We start from the raw sequence: 21393 nt of genomic DNA on the forward strand, positions 1-21393 counted from the left end.
TTCGCAGACATCGAAAAACGCCCCGGTTCTCCCGAACCGGGGCGCTTTTTGCATTTGGACCGTCTTCCTCAGATCTCCCGCTTCGTCATATGGTCGGCGATATACTCCGCCTGCCGGATCGCCAGCGCGACGATGGTGAGGGTCGGGTTCTCCGATGCTCCGCTGGTGAACTGGCTGCCGTCCGACACGAACAGATTCTTGATGTCGTGCGCCTGTCCCCATTTGTTGACGACACCGTCGCGGGCGTTCGCGCTCATCCGGTTGGTGCCGAGATTGTGGGTGGACGGGTAGGGCGGGGTGTGGATGGTCCGGACAGCACCCACCGCGTCATAGACCGCCGAGCCGCGCCCATAGGCGTGGGTGCGCATGGCGATGTCGTTGGGGTGATCGTCGAAATGCACGTTGGGAATGGGCAGCCCGAACTTGTCCTTTTCGGTGCCGTGCAGGCTGACGCGGTTGGTCTCGCGGGGCATGTCCTCCCCCACCAGCCACATGCCGGCGATATGGTCGTAGGTATCCAGCGCCGAACTGAAATCACGGCCCCAGGCACCGGGATCGAGGAAGGCGGCCATGAAGGGCACGCCGAGCGACAGCGTTTCCATCTCGTAGCCGCCGACGAAACCGCGCCGCGGGTCGAAGCGGGACTCGTCCTTGATGATGCCGGCCATGGTGGTGCCGCGGTACATGTGGACCGGCCGGTCGAACACGGCATAGACGGAACCGGTCATGTGCCGCATGTAGTTGCGCCCGACCTGACCGGAGGAGTTCGCCAACCCGTCCGGGAACATCGTCGAGGCGGAGTTCAGCAGCAGGCGTGGGCTTTCGATGGAGTTGCCGGCCACCGCGACGATGCGGGCCTTCTGCCGCTGGATGGCGCCGGTGCCGTCGGCATAGAGCACGGCATTGACCCGGCCCCTGGCATCATGCTCCACCTTCAGGACCTGGGCGTTCGGCCGGACTTCGAGGTTGCCGGTGGCCTCGCCCTTGGGGATCTCGGTGTACAGGGTGGACCATTTCGCACCCGATTTGCAGCCCTGGAAACAGAAGCCGATCTGCTGGCAGGGTCCGCGGCCATCGCGCGGCTTGCTGTTGATCGACATGTTGCCGGTGTGGAAATCGGTGTAGCCCAGCTTCTTGGCGCCGGCCGCCAGCACCTTGTAATTGTTGTTGCCGGGCAGCCGCGGGATGCCGTTGGTGCCGGTCGTGCCCATCTTGAACTCGGCCTTGGCGTAGTAGGGCTCCATCTCCGCCAGCGTCACCGGCCAGTCGAGCAGGTTGGCCCCCTCCACCGCGCCATAGGTCGTGCGCGCCTTGAACTCATGCTCCTGGAAGCGGAGCGAGGCGCCGGCCCAATGGACGGTGGAGCCGCCGACCGCCTTGACGATCCAGGCCGGCAGGTTGGGGAAGTCCTTCGCCACCCGCCAGGCGCCCGAAGTGGTCCGCTTGTCGAGCCAGGAGATTTGCGAAAAGCTCTTCCATTCGTCGTTCACGAAATCCTGAATCTCGTGGCGGCCGCCGGCTTCCAGGCAGACGACCTTGATCCCCTTCTGGGCCAGTTCATTCGACAGCGTGCCGCCGCCGGCACCCGATCCGATCACCACCACGACGCCGTCGTCGTCCAATGAGAATTTCGCAGCCATGTCTCGGTCCTCCCCGTTTCGGACTTTTGTGGGCGTTCATTGAGGCAGGTCGCGTCAGGCGTCCTTGATCCAGTCGAGATCGTCGAAGCCGCGGTGGATGTAGCCGCCATATTCGGCGGACGCCCCTTCGTAGCCGAGCTTCGCCCACACCTCCGGCTGGTTGTAGAGGGCGACCACCATGTCGCCGCGGACCTTGTGGAAGAACGGGGTGGTTTCGATGGATTTCAGCACCGTGACGCGATCCGCTTCGGCCGGGATGGCGGCATAGGGAGCGCTGCGCAGCCTGCGCGCGGCGGTATCGAGCGCCACGGCGCCTTCATTGAGCTGGTCGGCCAGCGTCGCGTCCTTGGCGGCTTCCTGGTCCATGGAGGCAAGCGCCTTCTCGTAATAGGCGCCGCCCAGCCTGTCGTGCGGATAGAGATCGCGCACCATCACCAGAAGCGTTCTGGCAGCGTCGGGCTTGATCGCCGTGAGCGCATCGGCCCAAGCCGGCGTTGACGCGATCGATACGACACCGCTGGAGACCGCGCCCGCCGCCGCCACCGAGGCGGCCGAGCTTTTGAGGAAATTCCGCCTGTTGAAGCGTGTCCGTTTGTCGAGAACGCGCATGATCGACGTCTCCTTCCCAAGTGGTTTGTTCTTGTCGTCAAAACTCAGCGGTAGCGGCCGTGGCGTTGCAGGACTTCGGTCTTGTAGCCGTCCGGATCGGTGACGAAGAAAAAGCGGGCCAGCAACGTGCCGCCGGGGGCGAACTCCTTCACCGGGGTTACCGGAAAGCCCAAGGCTGACAGCCGGGCGTGCTCCCGCTGCAGATCGTCCACCGCGACCGCCATGTGGCCATAGCCGTCGCCGTGGGTGTAAGGCGCGGTGCGGTCGTGGTTGACGGTCAGCTCCAGTTCGAAATCATTCTCCGCATTGCGCAGGTAGATCAGCGTGAAGCCGTCGAAGGCCAGCCGTTCGGCCGGCTCCAGCCCGAAGGCTTTCGCGTAGAAGTCCAGCGACCGCTGTTCGTCGAGGACGCGCACCATCATGTGGATGATCTTGGCCATGATGCTTCCTGCGATGTCGTTGTGGGGCCGGGTCAGCGGGTGGCGCTGGTTTCCAGGAAATTGACGATGCTCTTGCGGACGCTGCCGTCCTCCTGCCGGTAATTCATGTAGCTGCCGGGGAGGAACTCGTTCGAATTCGCCAGCCAGCGCTCCAGATGGCCGGCGTCCCAGGCGAAGCCGGCGCCGCGCAGTGCATCGGAGTATTTGAAGCCGGCCGCCGAGCCGGCCTTGCGGCCGATGACGCCAAACAGCGGCGGTCCGGCGCGCGGGCCGCCGTCCTTCTTCACCGTATGGCAGGCTCCGCATTGCTGCCGGAACAGCGTCTCGCCTTCCGCCGCCGCGGATTTCCGCGTGAAGGGCGAGACCGGTATGGACAGCAGGAGCAGCAGCATCACCCAGCGGTGCGGCGACAGTTTCGCGTGCATCGCATGCCTCATCTTTCAAAATCCCTCCCGATGCATGGGGAGGCGCCTGCGCTTGTCTTTGCCGGACCAGGTGGCCGGAGCGGCGCCGTTGACTGGGAACAGCAAGCGTCATGCCACCTTGCGGGCAACTGCCGGGAGCTTGGAGGCGGGACGTTTTCCCGGGAGGTCGTCGGTATCGGGTGTCCCGACTGTTTCGTTTTGAGACACCCGCCCGCGACAGATCGTCTCATCATGGGACAGTGCGCAACGCGAACGTTCTTTGAAATCGGTTTGCCGCCGCCGTTTGCCGGCTTGGCATGGCCGTTGCTTTACAGGGTCGACGGTGCAGCCGCCCCCGTTCGGCGGACGCAATCGGCCTGAAACCGGACGATCTCGGATATCACGCCGTCGGCATCCCATAGGCAGGCCGGCACGACTTTGCCCGGCAGCGATTCGCCCGGCACCGGCGAACGACGCGATCCTTCAGGCCCGATCCTTTAGCCAGACCATCGGAACACCATCATCAAAATCATGGGGAGAGACGACATGCCGGATGGATTGACGCTGAACAAGATCACCAGCCAGAAGGGCATCGGCATCACCGAGGCGGCGCGCCGTGTTGCCGATCTCGGCTGGACGCCGTCCTACGTCAAGGAGGCGATGGCCTTCCCGACCGACTACAAGATTTCCAAGGCGCCGCGCGACCCGATGAAGCAGGTCCTGCGCTCCTACTTTCCGATGCAGGAGGAGAAGGACAACCGCGTCTATGGCGCGCTGGACGCCGCCTTGCGCGGCGACATGTTCCGCAATGTCGAGCCGCGCTGGATCGAGTGGATGAAGCTGTTCCTGGCGATCATCCCCTTCCCGGAAATCTCGGCGGCGCGGTCGATGGCGACGCTGGGCCAGCTGGCGCCGGGCGACGATCTGCGCACCGGCTTCACCATGCAGATGATCGACGAGTTCCGGCACTCGACGATCCAGATGAACCTCAAGAAATGGTACATGGAGAACTACATCGACCCGGCCGGCTTCGACATCACCGAAAAGGCGTTCGGCAAATGCTACGCCACCACCATCGGCCGGCAGTTCGGTGAGGCCTTCCTGACCGGCGACGCCATCACCGCATCGAACATCTACCTCCAGGTCGTGGCGGAGACCGCCTTCACCAACACTCTGTTCGTCGCCATGCCGTCGGAGGCGGCGCGCAACGGCGACTATGCCCTGCCCACCGTCTTCCTGTCGGTGCAGAGCGACGAATCCCGCCACATCGGCAACGGCCATTCCATGCTGATGTCGGTGCTGAAGGAGCCGGACAACCACCTGCTGCTGGAACGCGACATCCGCTATTCCTTCTGGCAGAACCACATGATTGTCGACGCCGCCATCGGCACGATCATCGAATACGGCACCAAGCACCGCGACAAGAACAAGGAATCCTACGCCGAGCTGTGGCACCGCTGGATCTTCGAGGATTACTACCGCACCTACATGCTGCCGCTGGAGAAATACGGCATCAAGATCCACCATGACGACGTTCACGAAGCCTTCGACAGCATCGTCAAGAAGAACTACGTCCACAAGATCGCCCAGTTCTTCTCCGCCGGCTGGTGGGCCAATTTCTGGCGCATCGAGGCGATGACCGAGCGCGACTTCGAGTGGTTCGAAAGCAAGTATCCGGGCTGGTACGACGAGTTCGGCGTCTGGTGGGAGAATTACGCCAAGCTCAGCAAGCCCGGCAGCGTGCCGATCACCTTCGCCGACACCGGCTACGTCTATCCGCATCGCTGCTGGTCGAGCCTGGTGCCCTGCGTCATCCGCGAGGACTTCACGGTCGACGAGGTGGATGGAGAACTCTTCACCTACGCCTCCGAGGTCGACCGCTGGACCCACAAGGAGGCCTTCGCCGCCGAATATCAGGGCCGCCCGACCCCGGCGATGGGCCGTTTCTCCGGCCGGCGCCAGTGGGAGGAGGTCTATGACGGCTGGGACCTCGCCGACGCCATCCAGGACATGGGCTTCGTCCGTCCCGACGGCAAGACGCTGATCGCCCAGCCGCATCTGTCCTTCGAGGAGAAGGACATGTGGACGCTCGACCATGTGCGCGGCCACACCATCCGCAGCCCGCTGCTGGCCCTGCGTGAAATGACGCCGCAACAGCGGCAGGCACATGTCGAGGAGTACCGCAAGGGCTTCAAGATCCGCCGGGTCTGATCTCCCGCTCCTTCACTCGGGCCCGCCCCCCCTTTCCGGCCCCTTTCCGGCTGGAGAGGGGGAACGGGATCCCCTGCGGACTTTACCGGCGGACATCACCGCGGAGATCGACAGACCATGACCGCACAAGCGCTACAGAACAGCCCGGCCGTCCACACCGTCCGGCTGGAGCCGGTCGGCATCGACATGGAGGTCGCGGAAGGGGAAACCATCCTCGACGCGGCCTTCCGCCAGGGCGTCTCGCTGATGCATGGCTGCAAGGAGGGGCAATGCTCCGCCTGCAAATGCCTGCTGATCGATGGCGACGTGGAGATGCTGAAATACTCCACCTTCGCGCTCTCCGATCCGGAGCGCGACAGCAACCACATCCTGCTCTGCCGCTCGCTGGCCTACAGCGACGTGGCGGTGGAACTGCTGAATTACGACGAGGATCTGCTGTCCCGCTCCATCCCGGTGAAGGACTTCACCGCGCGGCTGGCGGCGGTGGAGCCGCTGACCCACGACATCGTCGCCATCGCGTTGGACCTCGACCAGCCGATGAAGTTCTGGGCCGGGCAATATGCCGACATCACGCTGCCCGGCAACGGCCTGACCCGCTCCTTCTCGATGGGCAACCCGCCGGCGGACGGCAGCCGGCTGGAGTTCATCATCAAGAAATACCCGGACGGCGCCTTCTCCCGCCAATTGGACGGCGGCCTGTCGGTCGGCGACCGGGTGAGCGTGCGCGGTCCCTACGGCAGCTGTTTCCGCCGCGAGGGGCGGGAGGGGCCGATGATCCTGGTCGGCGGCGGGTCGGGCATGGCGCCGCTGCTGTCGATCCTGCGCGATCAGGCCGACAGCGGCGAGACACGGCCGGTGCGCTTCTTCTACGGCGCCCGAAGCCGCCGGGACCTGTTCCACCTCGACCTGTTCGATGAGTTCGCCAGCGTTCTGCCGGATTTCGCCTTCATCCCCGCCCTGTCGCATGCCGAGGAGGGCGACGGCTGGACCGGCGAGACCGGCTTCATCCACGAGGTGCTGCGCCGGCACCTGTCCGAGATGGATGAGGTGGAGGAGGCCGACGTCTTCTCCTGCGGGCCGCCGCCGATGATCGACGCGGTGCTGCCGGTCCTGCAAATGGCCGGCGTCGAGTCCGCGCGCGTCTATTTCGACAAATTCACCCCCGCCACCCGCTGAGCCCGGGCTTTTGCAAATACGGGAGGAAAGACGATGACCATGCAGGAAACCGAAACCACAGTCACATCCGCTGCCGCCGGGGCCAAGGTCTTTCCGGGTTCGGACAGCCGCCGCTACAACTACTTCGAGCCGAAGGGCCGTAAGGCGACCCATTACGAGGATGTGACGGTCGATGTCCAGCCCGATCCGGAACGCTATCTGCTCCAGAACTGGATCATCTCCTTCGGCGACGGCACGCCCACATATTCCAAGGACTGGACCGCGCTGAAATGCGCCGACTGGCACGGCTTCCGCGCGCCCGACCAGGAATGGGAACGCACCCATTACCAGCGCCAGTCCACCATCGTCGGCATGATCCAGAACGTGGTGGAGAACGCGCGCCGCGCCGGCGCGCCGCAACGCTTCGACAAGGCCTGGGTCGCCGTGCTCCAGAACCATGTCGGCGCCTTCAAGCATGCCGAATATGGGCTGGGCACCGCGCTGATGCGGGCGCAACGTTACGGCTATACCCAGATGGTGAACAACGCCATCCTGACCAACGCATCCTACAAGCTGCGCTTTGCCCAGGACCTGACGCTCTATCTGGCGGAGGTCGGCAGCGACATCGGGAATTTCGACCTCGACGCCGGCAAGGCGCACTGGATGGACGACCCGATCTGGCAGCCCTGCCGTGAGGCGGTGGAGCATATCCGCGCCGCCACCGACTTCCTGGAACAGGTTTTTGCCATCAACCTCGTGTTCGAACCGCTGGTCGGCGAACTGTTCCGCAGCGGCTTCGTCATGCAGGTGGCCGCGGCGCAGAACGACTTCTCCACCCCGTCGGTCATCTCGGCGGCCGAGGCCGACTATGAACGCAACCTCGCCAACGCGGTGGAACTGTTCGCCCTGCTGCTGCGCGACCCGGCGCATGGCGAGGCGAACCGCGCGGTGGTCCAGGGCTGGTTCGCCCACCATGCCGGGCTGGCGGTGAAGGCGGCGCTGCAGCTCCAGCCGCTGTGGTCGCTGCCCAGGGTGAAGGTGGCCAGCTTCGTCGAGGCGTTCGACCGGGCGCGCAACCGCGTCGCCGCCATCGGGCGCGAGATCGGCATCGACGCCGACCTGCCAGCCTTGCCGCTGGCGGAGGTCGGGCAGCCCGCCTCCGCGCCCGCGATCACCGACGCCGCGGCCGAGTAAGCCATCCCGCATTTCCGCCAAAAGGACGAAAACCATGAGCGTCACCACCGTGCAGCAGCTTTTCAAGCCGCTGAAGGACATCACCCAGGACGGCACCATCTCCCACCAGTGCGGCGTGACGATGAACGACAGCGTCGAGGCGCGCTGCATCGCCGAGGTGATGGAGAGCAAGCCCGGCATCACCGTCACCTATCTGCCGGCGATGATCCGCATCGACGGCGAAGGCAAGATCGAGTTCAAAATGAGTGAGATCGGCGAGGCGCTTGGCCGCGAGATGACCCCGCACATCTTCGAGATCTCCACCTCCACCCACTATGGCCGCATGGTCATGATCGATGAGGACACCGTCGTCCTCTTCGGCAACATGGATGACGCGCTCGCCTACGAATGACCTCGGGCGAATGGCCTCGGGAGGGCGGGGTCCGTGTCAGGTCCAGCGGGCTCCGCCTCTTTTCAAATCCGCAAAATCAAGAATGGGAGGGAAAGACGCCATGCCGAAGATGATGCTGCACCGTGCCGAGGCGCGGGCCGCGCTTGCCCGTGGGGTGGGCAAGCTGGCGCTGGCGGTGCGCGGCACGCTGGGGCCGAAGGGGACGAATGCGATCATCGACCGCCCCATCGGCACGCCGATGATCTCCCGCGACGGCGTCAGCATCGCCGCCGAGATCGAGCTGCCCTGCCGCTTCGAGAATATGGGCGCCCAGGTGGTGCGCGAGGTGTCGAAGCAGACCAACGATGTGGCCGGCGACGGCACCACCACCGCCACCGTGCTGGCCGATGCGCTGATCCAGGATGGCGTCGCCGTGCTGGCGGACGGTCATGGTTCGGTCGAGTTGGTCGAGGGGATGGAGCGCGCCTGCGGCTTCGTCGTCGACCGTCTGCGCAACATGGCCCGGCCGCTGACGGACGATGCGCAGCTGGAGCAGGTGGCGACGGTCGCGGCGACCGATCCGGCGCTCGGCCGGCTGGTGGCGGACGCCTTGCGCCGTGTGGGGATGGCGGGGGTGATCGACATCGAATATGGCCAGCCGGGCGCGCCGACCGCGTTGCATGTGCTGGAGGGCATGGTGCTGGACCGCGGCTTCCTGTCCCATCACATGGCGACCGAACCCGCCGGCCAGACCGCGGTGCTGGAACGGCCCTACATCCTGATGACAGACCACAAGATCGCCGATCCGGCCCCGGTCCTGCACCTGGTCGACCGCATCGCCGCCGGGGGGCGGCCGCTGCTGATCATGGCCGACAGCCTGGCGCCGGAGGTGGTGGCCGCCTTGATGGACCTGCGCCGCGATGGACGCGCCACGGTGGTGGCGATCAATCCGCCGGAATTCGGTCACTGGCGTCAGGCGACGATGGAGGACATCGCGATCCTGACCGGCGGGCGCGTGATCGCGCGCGACCTGGGCGGACGCCTGGACAGGGTGACGGCCGAGGATCTGGGGGGCGCCGACCGCATCGAGGTGTCCGCCGGCCGCACCACCATCCTGCGCGGCCACGGCAATCCGGACGCGCTGGCCGCCCGCCGCGCGCTGGTACGGCGCCAGTGGGAGGAGGCGCCGCCCAACATCGAGCGGGACAAGCTGTCCCAGCGGCTGGCGAAGCTGACGCACGGCACCGCCCTGATCGAGGTCGGCGGTGCCACGCCGGTGGAACAGAAGCGCACGGCTCAGCTTCTGGAGGATTCGCTGGCTGCCGCCCGTGCCGCGCTGTCCGACGGGGTGCTGCCCGGCGGCGGCACCGCGCTGGCCCGCATCGCCCCACTGCTCGACCGGCTGGCCGCGGATGTGGGGGAGGGCGAAAGGGCCGGGGTGCAATTGGTGCAGCGGGCGATGCTGCAGCCGCTGGTCTGCATCGCGGAGAATGGCGGACTGGGCGGGTCCGGTATTGCCGCCCGCCTTGCCGAGCTTCCGGAGAGGGTCGGGTTCGATGCGCGCACCGGCCGGTTCGGCGACCTGTTCGCCGCGGGGATCATCGACCCGGCCAAGGTCACCACGCTGGCCCTGCTGAACGCGGTGTCGGTCGCCAAGCTGGTCCTGACCACCCACACCCTGATCGCCGACATCCCCGACGAAGTCGATCCCACCGCCGGCCCCGCCCGCGGCGGCGGAATGGAGCGCTACGGGCGCGCCTGAACCGGATCCGGTGGCAGAAAACCTCCACCTTCGGGGAAAGGGGCTCGGAAAAAAAGCCATAGAGTATTCCGCTACTACCGCTCCCGCTTCGGTTCGGCTTATGGTTTCTTATACGAACAATCCCTGATGCGGAGGATCGGGGCCGGCCTCCGCATCCGGACCGAAGGACAATCGGCGCACGGGCAACAAAACAGCAAAAGACGCCGGGAAGCAGGGAGGGGGCAGTGTTGGCCAAGGAAGAGGTCGCCATCGGCCGTTCGGCCGTTGCGTCATCCGGTCCGGCGTTCCATGCGCTGGCCCATGGCGAATTGACTGGCGAACGGGCGACGATGAAGGCGTGGGAGGATTTCGTTTCCGGATCGCGGCAGGAAAACCTGCCGGTCCGTGACGTGGTCATCCGATCCTGGGCACGGTGCCAGAGCTTTCTGGTCGATGCGCGGGCGGACGCGGCGCCGGTCGTCGGTGCCGACCATGTCGAAGCCCTGAGGCGGGAGAATCGCGAACTCCTGCAGGCCGCGGCCACCACGCTGGCGGAGGCGGCGGATCTTCTGGCCGGCACGCGAACGGTGATGTTGATCACCGACGCCAACGGCGTGGTGCTGGAGGCGGCGGGCGACCGGGCGACGCTGAGCGCGGCACGCGACATCAGCCTGGGCTGCGGCGGCCATTGGAGCGAGAGCTGCGCCGGGACCAACGGCATCGGCACGGCGCTGGCGTCCAAGACGCCGGTGCTGGTCCAGGCGGCGGAGCATTACTGCGCCGGCATCAAGGGGTGGAGCTGTGCCGGTGCGCCGATCCACGATCCGCTGGACGGGTCGGTCGTCGGGCTGCTCGACATCTCCGGACTGAAGCAGGGATTCAGCGCCCAGGCGCTAGCTCTGGCGGTGGTCGCCGCCCGGCAGGTGGAATGGAACCTCGCCCGCCAGACCGAGGCGGAGCATGTCCGTCTGCTGGAAGCCTGCCTGGAGGACAGCCAGAAATATGCCGGAGAGGGGCTGATCGCGCTGGATGCGCGGGGTCGCCTGCTCTACGCCAGCCGCAAGGCGGCACATCTGCTGAAGGCCAGCCTCGGCTCCGACCTGCCTCAGCTCAGCCGCGGAACGAGACTGCCCATCGTCGGGATCTCCGATATGGCGGGGGCCAATCCGGCGGAGAGCCGACTTCCCGTGCCCGCCGACTGGGTCCGGCCCCTGATGCTTGATGGCGAGCGGCGAGGCACCCTGCTGGTCATTCCCCGTGCGGCCTCCTGCCGTCTGCCTGCCGGCCGCCGCACGGCGTCCGACGAGACCGACCATGCACGGTCGCGCTTCGGCGGCATCGTCGGAGCCAGCGACAGCCTGCGCGCGGTGATCGGCCAGGGGGAACGGCTGGCGCCGCTGCCGGTCCCCATCCTGATCGAGGGGGAGACCGGTGTCGGCAAGGAGCTGTTCGCACGCGCGATCCACGGCCACAGCGCGGTGGCCGGCGGTCCTTTCATTCCCTTCAATTGCGGGGCCGTGTCGCGCGAGATGCTGGGCAGCGAGCTGTTCGGCTATGTGCGCGGTGCCTTCACCGGGGCGGCGGCGGAGGGGCGGACCGGCCGTTTCGAACTGGCCGACGGCGGCACGCTGTGCCTGGACGAAGTGGGCGAACTGCCGCTCGACCTTCAGCCCTACCTGCTGCGGGTGCTGGAGGAGGGGGTTCTTTACCGTATCGGCGACAGCACGCCGCGCCGGGTGTCGGTCCGGCTGCTCGCCATGACCAACCGCAACCTGCGCCAGGAGGTGGCCGCCGGCCGCTTCCGCCGCGATCTGTATCACCGTCTGGCCGTCACCGCCCTGCGGGTGCCGCCGCTGCGGGAACGGCAGGGCGACGTGTCGCGCCTGATCGCTCATTTCAACGACCTGCTGGCCGACCGGCACGGGCGCGACCCGGTCCGCTTCTCGGCGGCGGCGCTGGAGCGTCTGCACCGCTATGACTGGCCGGGCAATGTCCGGGAATTGAGGAATCTGGTCGAACGCGCGGTCCTGCTGTCCACCGGCGGACTGGTGGATGTCGGCGATCTTCCCGAGGAATTGCGGGACGGCTGCGGCGGCGTGGACGCGGAGGGTTGGCCCCTGGCGGGTCCACCGATGCCGATGCCTGCGTCTCCCGGCCTGCCGTCCATATCCCCGCCGGCCATGTCCCTGACGGTGACGGAGCAGCGCACCATCGAGGATGTGATCGCCGCCACCGGGGGAAACCTGTCGGACGCCGCCGCGGTGCTGGGCATCTCGCGCAGCACCCTGTACCGCAAGCTGAGCCAGCACGGCATCCGGCGCGAGGCTATTGGAAAGGGAATGGGCGCCGCCCGTGCCTGACCCCACCTGCCGCAGGACTGCGTAATCGCTCCAGGGAGGGCCGGTGCATGTGCCAGATCTTCGTCAACACCGACCCCATCCTGTACGAGGCCCGGTCCCGCTCGGTCCGCATCCATGGCATGGTGACCAGCATCCGGCTGGAGAACCTGTTCTGGAACGTTCTCGCCGACATCGCGGCGGAGCAGGGGATCACCACCAACCGCCTGATCGTCACCCTGCATGACGAGGTCGTGGAGGTCCATGGCACGATCCAGAATCTCGCCTCCTTCCTGCGTGTCAGCTGCGTGCGCTATCTGACCATGGCTCCCGGCTCCGTATCCGAGGCTGGCGGGCAGGCGAGGGTTGCGGTTCCCGCATCGGATGGCGGCGGGTCGGTCCTTGCCTTCCAGCGGGACCGGCGGCTGTCCGATGACGCGTGAAGCTGCCGCCGGCCGGCATGTCACCTGCCGGACGCGAGCGCCCGGTGGCCGGCTTGGATGCTGTCGATGATCGCCTGTCCACGCTCCAGCAGGTAGCTGCGCAGCTGCGCATGCACCGGCAGCAGCGGCAGGCTGCGGCGGTGGGCGATGTACCAGGAGCGCATCAACGGCAGCCCCTCCACCTTCAGCTCGCGCAGCATGCCCAGCGCCAGTTCCAGATCCACGGTGTGGCGGGACAGCAGAGCGATGCCGATGCCGGCCATCACCGCCTGCTTGATCGTCTCGTTGCTGCTGGAGGTCATGACGATGCGCGGCGAGAAGCCCTGCCCGTGGAAACAGGCCTCGGTCAGCGCCCGCGTGCCGGCCCCTTCCTCCCGCGCGATGAAGCCGCTGCCGGCCAGATCGGACAGGCGCAGGGCGGGGGCGTCGGCCAGCGGATGGGTCGGCGCGCAGATGATGATGCTGGGATGGCGGGCGAAGGGCTCGGCCAGCAACTCCTCCTCGTCCAGCGGGCGGCCCATGATGGCAAGGTCGACCTCGCCCTTGGCGACCATCGCGTTGACCTCCCGCCGGTTGCCGTCCTGGAGATGGATCGACACGCCCGGCCGCTCCGCCTGGAAACGGGAGACCATGTGCGGAGCGATGTATTTGGCAGTGCTGACCAGCCCGATGGTGACGTTGCCGCCGGTCACCCCCTTCAGCGCCTGCATCCGCCGGTCGGCATTGTCCAGCGCCTGGAGGATCAACGTCGCATGCTCCAGCAGGTCGCGCCCGGCCTCCGTCAGCACGACGCCGCGGCCGACCCGCTCGAACAGCGGGAAGCCGCAATGACCCTCCACCTGCTTGATCTGGAACGAGACCGCGCCGGGTGTCAGGCCGAACCGCTCCGCCACGCGGGCGAAGGACAGGCTGCGGGCGGCGGCGGTGAAGATCTGGAGCTGGCGCAGCGTGGCATGCTGGATGGTCATCGGCCAGCCCATTCATCAGGAATCCCTATCCATACTGTGCTGTGTATTTGAATTTTCCTCAATAGTAGGTGGGGCTAACGTTTTCATCGGAACGAACCGAACGCCACCGCCAAGGTGAAGACGATGAACTACGTATCGACGACTCTTCCAACGGATCGGACGGCCGCCGATGGGGTTGTCAGCGACCCGAAGGCCCGCTACCGGCCCGGCGTGCTGAAATACCGCCAGATGGGCTATTGGGAGCCCGACTATGAACCGAAGGACACCGACGTTCTCGCCGTCTTCCGCATCACGCCGCAGGACGGCGTCGATCCGGAGGAAGCGGCGGCGGCGGTCGCCGGCGAAAGCTCCACCGCCACCTGGACCGTGGTGTGGACCGACCGCCTGACCGACTGCGAGCGCTATCGCGCCAAGGCCTTCCGCGTCGATCCGGTGCCCGGCACGCCAGGACAGTATTTCGCTTACATCGCCTATGAACTCGACCTGTTCGAGGAAGGGTCCATCGCCAACCTTACCGCTTCGATCATCGGCAACGTCTTCGGCTTCAAGCCGCTTAAGGGCCTGCGGTTGGAGGACATGCGGATCCCCGTCGCCTATCTGAAGACCTTCCAGGGCCCGGCGACCGGCATCGTGGTGGAGCGCGAGCGGCTGAACAATTTCGGCCGGCCGCTGCTGGGCGCCACCATGAAGCCGAAGCTGGGGCTGTCCGGCCGCAATTACGGCCGCGTGGTGTACGAGGCGCTGAAGGGCGGGCTCGACTTCACCAAGGACGACGAGAACATCAACTCGCAGCCCTTCATGCATTGGCGCGACCGCTTCCTCTATTGCATGGAGGGGGTCAACCGCGCCATCGCCGAGACCGGGGAGATCAAGGGCACCTATCTGAACGTCACCGCCGCCACCATGGAGGACATGTACGAACGCGCCGAGTTCGCCAAGGAACTGGGCAGCGTCATCGTCATGATCGATCTGGTGATCGGCTACACCGCCATCCAGTCGATGGCGAAATGGGCGCGGCGCAACGACATGATCCTGCACCTGCACCGTGCCGGCCATTCCACCTACACCCGGCAGAAGAGCCACGGCGTATCCTTCCGCGTCATCGCCAAGTGGATGCGCATGGCCGGCGTCGACCACATCCATGCCGGCACCGTCGTCGGCAAGCTGGAAGGCGACCCCAATGTCATCCGCGGTATCTACGACACCTGCCGCGAGACCCATGTGCCGCAGAACCTGCAGCACGGCATCTTCTTCGACCAGCCCTGGGCCGGCCTGAAGCGGGTGATGCCGGTGGCGTCCGGCGGCATCCATGCCGGGCAGATGCACCAGCTGCTGACGTATCTGGGCGAGGACGTGATCCTGCAGTTCGGCGGCGGCACCATCGGCCATCCGGACGGCATCCAGGCCGGCGCCACCGCCAACCGCGTTGCGCTGGAAGTGATGGTCAAGGCCCGCAACGAAGGCCGCGACATCTGGAACGAGGGGCCGGAAATCCTGCGCGACGCCGCCCGCTGGTGCGCCCCGCTGCGCGCCGCGCTCGACACCTGGAAGGACGTGACCTTCGACTATGCCTCCACCGACAGCGTCGATTACGTCCCCACCCCCACCGCGGCGATGTGAGAAGGAGAGTTTTCCATGCGATTGACACAGGGTCAGTTCTCCTTCCTGCCGGATTTGACGGACGAGGAGATCACCAAACAGGTGCAATACGCCCTCGACCAGGGCTGGGCCGTGGCGGTGGAGTTCACCGACGACCCGCACCCGCGCAACAGCTATTGGACGATGTGGGGCAACCCCATGTTCGACCTGCGCGACGCCAAGGGCGTGATGATGGAGATCGATGCCTGCCGCACCGCCCATCCCGAGCAGTACGTCAAGGTCCTCGCCTTCGACAGCTCCTATGGGTTCGAGACGGTGCGCATGTCCTACCTGATCAACCGCCCGGCCGTGGAGCCCGGTTTCGAGCTGCTGCGGTCGGAGGGGCCGGGGCGGCGCATCGGCTACACGGTGCGCAGCTATGCCACCGGCCGTCCGCCGGGAGACCGCTATGGCGGGGAGACCCGTCATGGAGCGTGAGATAGGACCGGGCAATCTTCTGGCGCCCTCGATCCTCTCCGCCGATTTCGCCCGGCTGGGCGAGGAGGTGGAGCGGGTGGTGGAGGCCGGATGCGAGGTCGTCCATGTCGACGTGATGGACAACCATTATGTCCCCAACCTGACCATCGGCCCGCTGGTCTGCGCCGCCATCCGGCCGCGCACCAGCGCCGTCATCGACGTTCATCTGATGGTGCGGCCGGTCGATGCGCTGGTGCCGCTGTTCGCCAGGGCCGGCGCCGACATCGTCAGCTTCCACCCCGAGGCGTCGGAGCATCCCGACCGCAGCCTGGCGCTGATCCGCGAACAGGGCTGCCGTGCCGGGCTGGCTCTGAACCCGGCGACACCGCTGGCGCATCTGGACCATGTGATGGACCGGCTGGACCTGATTCTCGTCATGTCAGTCAATCCCGGCTTCGGCGGGCAGTCCTTCATCCCGTCGGCCTTCGAGAAGATCGCCGAGGTCCGCCGCCGCATCGACCGCCACCGCGAGCGCACCGGCCACGCCATCCGGCTGGAGGTGGACGGCGGCATCAAGCCCGACAACATCCGCGCCGTCGCCGATGCCGGGGCCGACATCTTCGTCGCCGGTTCCGCCATCTTCGGCGCGCCGGACGCCGATGGCGGCTATCGCGGCGTGGTCGGGCGGATGCGCGCCGCGCTGATGGCCGAACCGGAATGGAGGGCGGCATGAGCGACGCGGCTGACCTTCTCGCCCCGGAAACCCGAAGCCGGTCGTCCGACGCGCCGTCCGTCGATCTCGACGCGCTCTATCGCGAGTCCGGCATCGGCGAAATGCTGGCGGGGATGGACCGTGAACTGGTCGGGCTGCTGCCGGTGAAGACCCGCATCCGCGAGATCGCCGCCCTGCTGCTGGTGGAGCGAGCGCGTCGCAGCATCGGCCTTCGGGCGGAGCCGCCGTCGCTGCACATGTGCTTCACCGGCAATCCCGGCACCGGCAAGACGACGGTGGCGCGGCGCATGGCCGGGCTTCTCCACGGGCTGGGCTATATCCGGCGCGATCATGTGGTGAGCGTCACCCGCGACGATCTGGTCGGCCAGTATATCGGCCACACCGCGCCCAAGACGAAGGAGGTGCTGAAGCGCGCCATGGGCGGCGTGCTGTTCATCGACGAGGCCTATTACCTCTACCGGCCGGAGAATGAGCGCGATTACGGCCAGGAAGCCATCGAAATCCTGCTGCAGGTGATGGAGGACAACCGCGACGACCTCGTGGTGATCCTGGCGGGCTACCGCGACCGCATGGAGGTCTTCTTCCGCTCCAACCCCGGCATGGCGTCGCGCATCGCCCATCATGTCGATTTCCCCGACTACGAGGCAGCGGAACTGCTGGAGATCGCCCGGCTGATGACGGAGGGCATGCAGTACCGCCTGGCGCCGGAGGCGGAACGGGCGATGGGCGACTACATCCTGCGCCGCATGGCCCAGCCGCGCTTCGCCAACGCCCGCTCCATCCGCAACGCGCTGGACCGCGCCCGCCTGCGTCAGGCCAACCGCCTGTTCGAGGCGCGCGGCAATGCCATCGCCGCCAATGACCTGCTGACCATCGCCGAGGAGGACATCCGCCAAAGCCGCGTCTTCACACAATAGGCCGGCAAAAAGCCGGCCGCACAAAACACGAGAGAGGGGGAACCGATGCCGCACCGTCATACGACCTTCAGCAAGTTCATCATCGAGGACCAGCGCCGCCGCGGCGGGGCCGACACCGACCTGACCGCGCTGCTCAACGACGTGCAGACCGCGTGCAAGTTCATCGCCAGCGCCGCCGCCCGCGGGTCGCTGACGCCGTCGGCCGGCCAGCCGGCCACCGCCCATTTTGCCGCACCGGCGCCCGAACCCGGCGTCAACGTCCATGGCGAGACGCAGAAGCCGCTGGACCTGATCGCCAACGAGATCATGCTGCGCACTTGCGAGTATGGCGGCAAGCTCTGCGGCATGGCGTCGGAGGAGATGGAGGAGCCCTACCGCATCCCCCGCGAATACCCGCGCGGCCGCTATCTGCTGGCCTTCGATCCGCTGGACGGCTCGTCGAACGTGGACGTCAACCTGACGGTCGGCACCATCTTCTCCATTCTCAAGGCGCCCGACGGGGTGGAGGAGCCGGAGGTGGAGCATTTCCTGCAGCCCGGCACCCGGCAGGTGGTGGCGGGCTTCGCGCTCTATGGGCCGGCCGACATGATCGTCGCCACCTTCGGCGAGGGCGTGCACGGCTTCACGCTCGACCGCGAGATCGGCGCCTACACCCTGACCCATCCGCACATGCGCATCCCCGACCATGTCTGCGAATTCGCCATCAACAGCTCCAACGCCCGCTTCTGGGAACCGCCGGTGCGCCAGTATGTCGAGGAGTGCATCAAGGGCAGTTCCGGCCCGCGCGAGGCGGATTTCAACATGCGCTGGATCGCGTCGCTGGTGGCGGAGGTCTACCGCATCCTGATCCGGGGCGGCGTCTTCCTCTATCCGCGCGACGCCCGCCCCACCCACAAGCCGGGCCGGCTGCGCCTTCTCTACGAGGCCAACCCCATCGCCATGCTGGTGGAGCAGGCGGGCGGGGCGGCCAGCACCGGACGGCAACGGATTCTCGACATCGAGCCGATGGCCCTGCACCAGCGGGTGCCGGTGATCCTGGGATCGAAGTCGGAGGTTGAGCGGCTGGTCGCCTATCACGCCGCCTACGACCGGGGGGAGGAGCTGGCCTTCAGCGCCCCGCTGTTCGGCAGCCGGTCGCTGTTCCTGACGCCCGAATCCGCGGCGCTGGGCTGAGGGAGGAGCGCACAATGTCGGCCCGTCATCCGATCATCGTCGTCACCGGCTCCTCCGGCGCCGGGACCACCACCGTTACCCGCACCTTCCAGCAGATCTTCCGGCGGGAGGGGGTCTCCGCCGCCATCGTCGAGGGCGACAGCTTCCACCGCTACGACCGCCGCGAAATGCGCGCCAAGGTCGCCGAAGCGCAGGAGGACCGCCATTCGACCTTCAGCCATTTCGGTCCCGACGCCAACCTGTTCGAGGAGTTGGACGACCTGTTCCGCAGCTATGGCGAGACCGGCGGCGGCCGGACCCGCAAATACCTGCATGACGAGAAGGAGGCCGAACCCTACGGCCAGGACCCCGGCACCTTCACGCCTTGGGAGGAGATCGAGCCCGGCACCGACATGCTGTTCTACGAGGGCCTGCACGGCTGCGTGCGCACCGATCGCGTCGATCTCGCCCGCCACGCCGACCTGAAGATCGGCGTCGTGCCCATCGTGAACCTGGAATGGATCCAGAAGATCCACCGCGACCGCAACATGCGCGGCTATTCGGAAGAGGCCATCGTCGACACCATCCTGCGGCGGATGCCGGACTATGTGAAGTACATCTGCCCGCAGTTCAGCAGCACCGACGTGAATTTCCAGCGCGTGCCGACGGTGGACACCAGCAATCCCTTCATCGCCCGCGACATCCCGACCTCGGACGAGAGCATGCTGGTCATCCGCTTCACCCGGCCGAAGGGCATCGACTTCCCCTATCTGCTGTCGATGCTGAAGGACAGCTTCATGACCCGGCCCAACACCATCGTGTGTCCGGGCGACAAGATGGCGCTGGCCATGCAGCTGATCTTCACGCCGATGATCTGGCAACTGGTCGACCGCAAGAAGAAGGCGTTCTGAGAGGGGCGCCCCTCCTGCCGCCGCAAGAACACCCACCGGGGAAGGACACCAACCATGAACGCGTCGATGACCGCGGCCGTCGAGGTCCGCGAACAGGACCGGCTTGCCTTGCCGCCTGCCGACACACCCGACCGTGGTTCCGGACGCCGCCTGCTGGCGAACGCCTTGCGCATGCTCGCCGTCGATGCGGTGGAGGCCGCGAACTCCGGCCATCCCGGCATGCCGATGGGGATGGCCGACATCGCCGAGGCGCTGTGGAGGCGCCATCTGCGCCACAATCCGGCCGACCCGCGCTGGCCCGACCGCGACCGCTTCGTGCTGTCGAACGGGCATGGCTCGATGCTGCTCTACGCCTTGCTGCATCTGACCGGCTACGACCTGCCGATGGAGGAACTGCGGCGCTTCCGGCAGCTCGGCTCGCGCACGCCGGGGCATCCGGAACATGGCCTCACGCCGGGGGTGGAGACGACCACCGGGCCGCTGGGGCAGGGCCTTGCCAATGCCGTCGGCATGGCCTTGGCCGAACGGCTGCTGGGGACGGAGTTCAACCGGCCGGGGCACCGTATCGTCGATCACCGGACCTTCTGCTTCGTCGGCGACGGCTGCCTGATGGAGGGGATCAGCCACGAGGTCTGTTCGCTGGCCGGCACGCTGGGGCTGGAAAAGCTGGTGGTCTTCTACGACGACAACGGCATCTCCATCGACGGCCCCGTCACCGGCTGGTTCACCGACGACACGCCGCGCCGGTTCGAAGCCTATGGCTGGCGGGTGATCCGCGAGGTGGACGGCCACGATGCCTACGCGCTGGACACCGCCATCGACGAGGCGCTGACCTCCTGCGGCAAGCCGACACTGATCTGCTGCCGGACGGTGATCGGCCATGGCTCGCCCAACCGGGCCGGCTCGGCCGAGGTGCATGGCGCGCCGCTGGGCTCGGCGGAGGTCGCCGCGACCAGGGCTGCGCTCGGCTGGACTTCGCCGCCCTTCGAGCTGCCGGACGAGGTGCGTGCCGGCTGGGACGCGCGGCGGCGCGGTGCGGCGGCACAGGCCGACTGGCAGGCAAGGGTCGATGCCTATGCCGACGCCCACCCGCAGGCCGCGGCCGAGTTCCTGCGGCGCATGCGCGGCGACCTGCCGGAGAACTTCGCCGAATCCGCCGATGCCTGGATCGCCGCCGTTGCCGAGCGGGCGGAACCGATGGCGACGCGCAAGGCCTCCCAGCAGGCAATCGGGACGCTGGCGGAATTGCTGCCGGAACTGCTGGGTGGATCGGCCGACCTCACCGGCTCCAATCTCACCGACTGGCGGGGGAGTGGCGGGCGCCACCTGCATTACGGCGTGCGGGAATTCGCCATGGCCGCGGTGATGAACGGCATCGCACTGCATGGCGGCTTTCTGCCCTTCGGCGGCACCTTCCTGGCCTTCTCCGACTATTCCCGCAACGGCCTGCGCCTGTCGGCGCTGATGGGGCTGCGCGTCGTCCATGTCTTCACCCATGACGGCATCGGCCTGGGCGAGGACGGCCCCACCCACCAGCCGGTGGAGCATGCCGCCAGCCTGCGCCTGATGCCGAACCTCGACGTCTGGCGCCCCTGCGATGCCCTGGAAACCGCCGTCGCGTGGCGGGCCGCGGTGGAGCGGGCGGGCGGGCCGACCGCGCTGCTGCTGTCGCGCCAGACCCTGCCGGCCCAACCGGGAACCGGGCGTATCCGCGATGCCGCCCGCGGCGGCTATGTGCTGGTTGACGACGAACGTCCTGACGTGGTGCTGATCGCCACCGGCTCGGAGGTCGCCATCGTCATGGAGGCGCGGCGGCTGCTCGCCGGCCGCGGCATTGCCGCCCGCGTCGTCTCCATGCCCTGCTGCGAGGTCTTCGACCGCCAGGATCCGGCATGGCGCCGTGCCGTGCTGCCGGACGGCGTTCCGCGGCTGGCGGTGGAGGCCGGGGCGACCGGGCTGTGGCGCGCCCATGTCGGGCTGGACGGCGACGTGGTCGGCCTCGACCGCTACGGCGAGTCCGCTCCCGCCGCCGACCTCTACCGCCATTTCGGCATCACGGCGGAGGTTGTGGCGGACCGCGCCCAACGTCTCCGCTCCCCCCAGTCCTGACCTGA

General features: G+C 67.1%; 19 protein-coding genes. 14 read left to right on the forward strand and 5 right to left on the reverse strand.

Features of this window, described 5'->3' with window-relative positions; translation table 11 throughout:
* Positions 1-68: 68 nt before the first annotated feature.
* From A6A40_RS28570 to A6A40_RS28585, 4 genes are read right to left on the reverse strand one after another with little or no spacing between them, the layout of a single operon-like run.
* Positions 69-1640, reverse strand: coding sequence for a GMC family oxidoreductase (locus tag A6A40_RS28570; RefSeq protein WP_108549216.1), 1572 nt, complete (start codon positions 1638-1640; stop codon positions 69-71).
* 54 nt (positions 1641-1694) lie between these two features.
* The gene (locus A6A40_RS28575; protein ID WP_108549217.1) at positions 1695-2249 is read right to left on the reverse strand and encodes a twin-arginine translocation signal domain-containing protein; all 555 of its coding nucleotides are present in this window, start codon (positions 2247-2249) and stop codon (positions 1695-1697) included.
* A 44-nt stretch (positions 2250-2293) separates the two neighbouring features.
* A complete protein-coding gene (locus A6A40_RS28580; RefSeq protein ID WP_108549218.1) occupies positions 2294-2689 on the reverse strand; it encodes a VOC family protein in 396 nt (131 codons plus the stop codon).
* Positions 2690-2721: 32 nt separating this feature from the next.
* Positions 2722-3114, reverse strand: a complete 393-nt coding sequence (locus A6A40_RS28585) for a c-type cytochrome (RefSeq protein ID WP_108549219.1) — start codon at positions 3112-3114, stop codon at positions 2722-2724.
* A gap of 525 nt (positions 3115-3639) precedes the next feature.
* On the opposite strand from A6A40_RS28585, the gene A6A40_RS28590 reads away from it, so the two are divergent.
* The 7 genes from A6A40_RS28590 (at position 3640) to A6A40_RS28620 (ending at position 12543) form a co-directional block, all read left to right on the forward strand.
* Positions 3640-5304, forward strand: coding sequence for an aromatic/alkene/methane monooxygenase hydroxylase/oxygenase subunit alpha (locus tag A6A40_RS28590; protein WP_108549220.1), 1665 nt, complete (start codon positions 3640-3642; stop codon positions 5302-5304).
* A 117-nt stretch (positions 5305-5421) separates the two neighbouring features.
* Entirely contained in the window at positions 5422-6480 is a 1059-nt protein-coding gene (locus A6A40_RS28595) for an NADH:ubiquinone reductase (Na(+)-transporting) subunit F (protein WP_108549221.1), read from the forward strand.
* Positions 6481-6513: 33 nt separating this feature from the next.
* Positions 6514-7653, forward strand: a complete 1140-nt coding sequence (locus tag A6A40_RS28600; protein ID WP_108549222.1) for an aromatic/alkene monooxygenase hydroxylase subunit beta — start codon at positions 6514-6516, stop codon at positions 7651-7653.
* A 34-nt stretch (positions 7654-7687) separates the two neighbouring features.
* Entirely contained in the window at positions 7688-8044 is a 357-nt protein-coding gene (locus A6A40_RS28605) for an MmoB/DmpM family protein (protein WP_085086548.1), read from the forward strand.
* A gap of 100 nt (positions 8045-8144) precedes the next feature.
* The gene (groEL, locus tag A6A40_RS28610) at positions 8145-9785 is read left to right on the forward strand and encodes a molecular chaperone GroEL (protein ID WP_108549223.1); all 1641 of its coding nucleotides are present in this window, start codon (positions 8145-8147) and stop codon (positions 9783-9785) included.
* Positions 9786-10009: 224 nt separating this feature from the next.
* Positions 10010-12124, forward strand: a complete 2115-nt coding sequence (locus A6A40_RS28615) for a sigma-54-dependent Fis family transcriptional regulator (RefSeq protein ID WP_108549224.1) — start codon at positions 10010-10012, stop codon at positions 12122-12124.
* Positions 12125-12171: 47 nt separating this feature from the next.
* Positions 12172-12543, forward strand: coding sequence for a ribbon-helix-helix domain-containing protein (locus A6A40_RS28620; RefSeq protein WP_108549225.1), 372 nt, complete (start codon positions 12172-12174; stop codon positions 12541-12543).
* A 20-nt stretch (positions 12544-12563) separates the two neighbouring features.
* On the opposite strand, the gene A6A40_RS28625 is transcribed toward A6A40_RS28620, so the two are convergent.
* Positions 12564-13511 carry a LysR family transcriptional regulator gene (locus tag A6A40_RS28625; RefSeq protein ID WP_236784121.1) on the reverse strand — a complete coding sequence of 316 codons (948 nt, stop codon included), beginning with the start codon at positions 13509-13511 and terminating at the stop codon, positions 12564-12566.
* Between the two features lie 123 nt (positions 13512-13634).
* Between A6A40_RS28625 and A6A40_RS28630 the strand changes: the two genes are divergently transcribed.
* The 7 genes from A6A40_RS28630 to tkt are packed head-to-tail and all read left to right on the forward strand — an operon-like array spanning position 13635 to position 21388.
* Positions 13635-15131: a form I ribulose bisphosphate carboxylase large subunit gene (locus tag A6A40_RS28630; RefSeq protein WP_108549227.1), complete on the forward strand. Its 1497-nt coding sequence runs from the start codon at positions 13635-13637 to the stop codon at positions 15129-15131.
* Positions 15132-15146: 15 nt separating this feature from the next.
* Positions 15147-15587, forward strand: a complete 441-nt coding sequence (locus A6A40_RS28635; protein ID WP_108549228.1) for a ribulose bisphosphate carboxylase small subunit — start codon at positions 15147-15149, stop codon at positions 15585-15587.
* A complete protein-coding gene (gene rpe / locus A6A40_RS28640) occupies positions 15577-16299 on the forward strand; it encodes a ribulose-phosphate 3-epimerase (RefSeq protein ID WP_108549229.1) in 723 nt (240 codons plus the stop codon). Before A6A40_RS28635 ends, rpe begins: the two co-directional genes overlap by 11 nt.
* On the forward strand, positions 16296-17216 hold the full coding sequence (gene cbbX, locus A6A40_RS28645; RefSeq protein ID WP_108549514.1) for a CbbX protein: 921 nt from the start codon (positions 16296-16298) through the stop codon (positions 17214-17216). Before rpe ends, cbbX begins: the two co-directional genes overlap by 4 nt.
* 45 nt (positions 17217-17261) lie before the next feature.
* On the forward strand, positions 17262-18389 hold the full coding sequence (locus tag A6A40_RS28650; protein ID WP_108549230.1) for a class 1 fructose-bisphosphatase: 1128 nt from the start codon (positions 17262-17264) through the stop codon (positions 18387-18389).
* Between the two features lie 14 nt (positions 18390-18403).
* Positions 18404-19279, forward strand: a complete 876-nt coding sequence (locus A6A40_RS28655; protein ID WP_108549231.1) for a phosphoribulokinase — start codon at positions 18404-18406, stop codon at positions 19277-19279.
* Between the two features lie 54 nt (positions 19280-19333).
* Positions 19334-21388 (forward strand): transketolase, encoded by a 2055-nt coding sequence (gene tkt / locus A6A40_RS28660; protein WP_108549232.1) that lies wholly within the window; start codon positions 19334-19336, stop codon positions 21386-21388.
* Positions 21389-21393: the final 5 nt, after the last annotated feature.

Origin of the sequence: Azospirillum humicireducens, from assembly GCF_001639105.2 — a bacterium.
GTDB lineage: Bacteria > Pseudomonadota > Alphaproteobacteria > Azospirillales > Azospirillaceae > Azospirillum > Azospirillum humicireducens.

What these genes read in the sequence shown, in the direction of transcription:
- A6A40_RS28570 (WP_108549216.1), bottom strand. Translation starts at nt 1,640, where the DNA reads ATGGCTGCGAAATTCTCATTGGACGACGACGGCGTCGTGGTGGTGATC.
- A6A40_RS28575 (WP_108549217.1), bottom strand. Translation starts at nt 2,249, where the DNA reads ATGCGCGTTCTCGACAAACGGACACGCTTCAACAGGCGGAATTTCCTC.
- A6A40_RS28580 (WP_108549218.1), bottom strand. Translation starts at nt 2,689, where the DNA reads ATGGCCAAGATCATCCACATGATGGTGCGCGTCCTCGACGAACAGCGG.
- A6A40_RS28585 (WP_108549219.1), bottom strand. Translation starts at nt 3,114, where the DNA reads ATGCACGCGAAACTGTCGCCGCACCGCTGGGTGATGCTGCTGCTCCTG.
- A6A40_RS28590 (WP_108549220.1), top strand. Translation starts at nt 3,640, where the DNA reads ATGCCGGATGGATTGACGCTGAACAAGATCACCAGCCAGAAGGGCATC.
- A6A40_RS28595 (WP_108549221.1), top strand. Translation starts at nt 5,422, where the DNA reads ATGACCGCACAAGCGCTACAGAACAGCCCGGCCGTCCACACCGTCCGG.
- A6A40_RS28600 (WP_108549222.1), top strand. Translation starts at nt 6,514, where the DNA reads ATGACCATGCAGGAAACCGAAACCACAGTCACATCCGCTGCCGCCGGG.
- A6A40_RS28605 (WP_085086548.1), top strand. Translation starts at nt 7,688, where the DNA reads ATGAGCGTCACCACCGTGCAGCAGCTTTTCAAGCCGCTGAAGGACATC.
- groEL (WP_108549223.1), top strand. Translation starts at nt 8,145, where the DNA reads ATGCCGAAGATGATGCTGCACCGTGCCGAGGCGCGGGCCGCGCTTGCC.
- A6A40_RS28620 (WP_108549225.1), top strand. Translation starts at nt 12,172, where the DNA reads ATGTGCCAGATCTTCGTCAACACCGACCCCATCCTGTACGAGGCCCGG.
- A6A40_RS28625 (WP_236784121.1), bottom strand. Translation starts at nt 13,511, where the DNA reads ATGACCATCCAGCATGCCACGCTGCGCCAGCTCCAGATCTTCACCGCC.
- A6A40_RS28630 (WP_108549227.1), top strand. Translation starts at nt 13,635, where the DNA reads ATGAACTACGTATCGACGACTCTTCCAACGGATCGGACGGCCGCCGAT.
- A6A40_RS28635 (WP_108549228.1), top strand. Translation starts at nt 15,147, where the DNA reads ATGCGATTGACACAGGGTCAGTTCTCCTTCCTGCCGGATTTGACGGAC.
- rpe (WP_108549229.1), top strand. Translation starts at nt 15,577, where the DNA reads ATGGAGCGTGAGATAGGACCGGGCAATCTTCTGGCGCCCTCGATCCTC.
- cbbX (WP_108549514.1), top strand. Translation starts at nt 16,296, where the DNA reads ATGAGCGACGCGGCTGACCTTCTCGCCCCGGAAACCCGAAGCCGGTCG.
- A6A40_RS28650 (WP_108549230.1), top strand. Translation starts at nt 17,262, where the DNA reads ATGCCGCACCGTCATACGACCTTCAGCAAGTTCATCATCGAGGACCAG.
- A6A40_RS28655 (WP_108549231.1), top strand. Translation starts at nt 18,404, where the DNA reads ATGTCGGCCCGTCATCCGATCATCGTCGTCACCGGCTCCTCCGGCGCC.
- tkt (WP_108549232.1), top strand. Translation starts at nt 19,334, where the DNA reads ATGAACGCGTCGATGACCGCGGCCGTCGAGGTCCGCGAACAGGACCGG.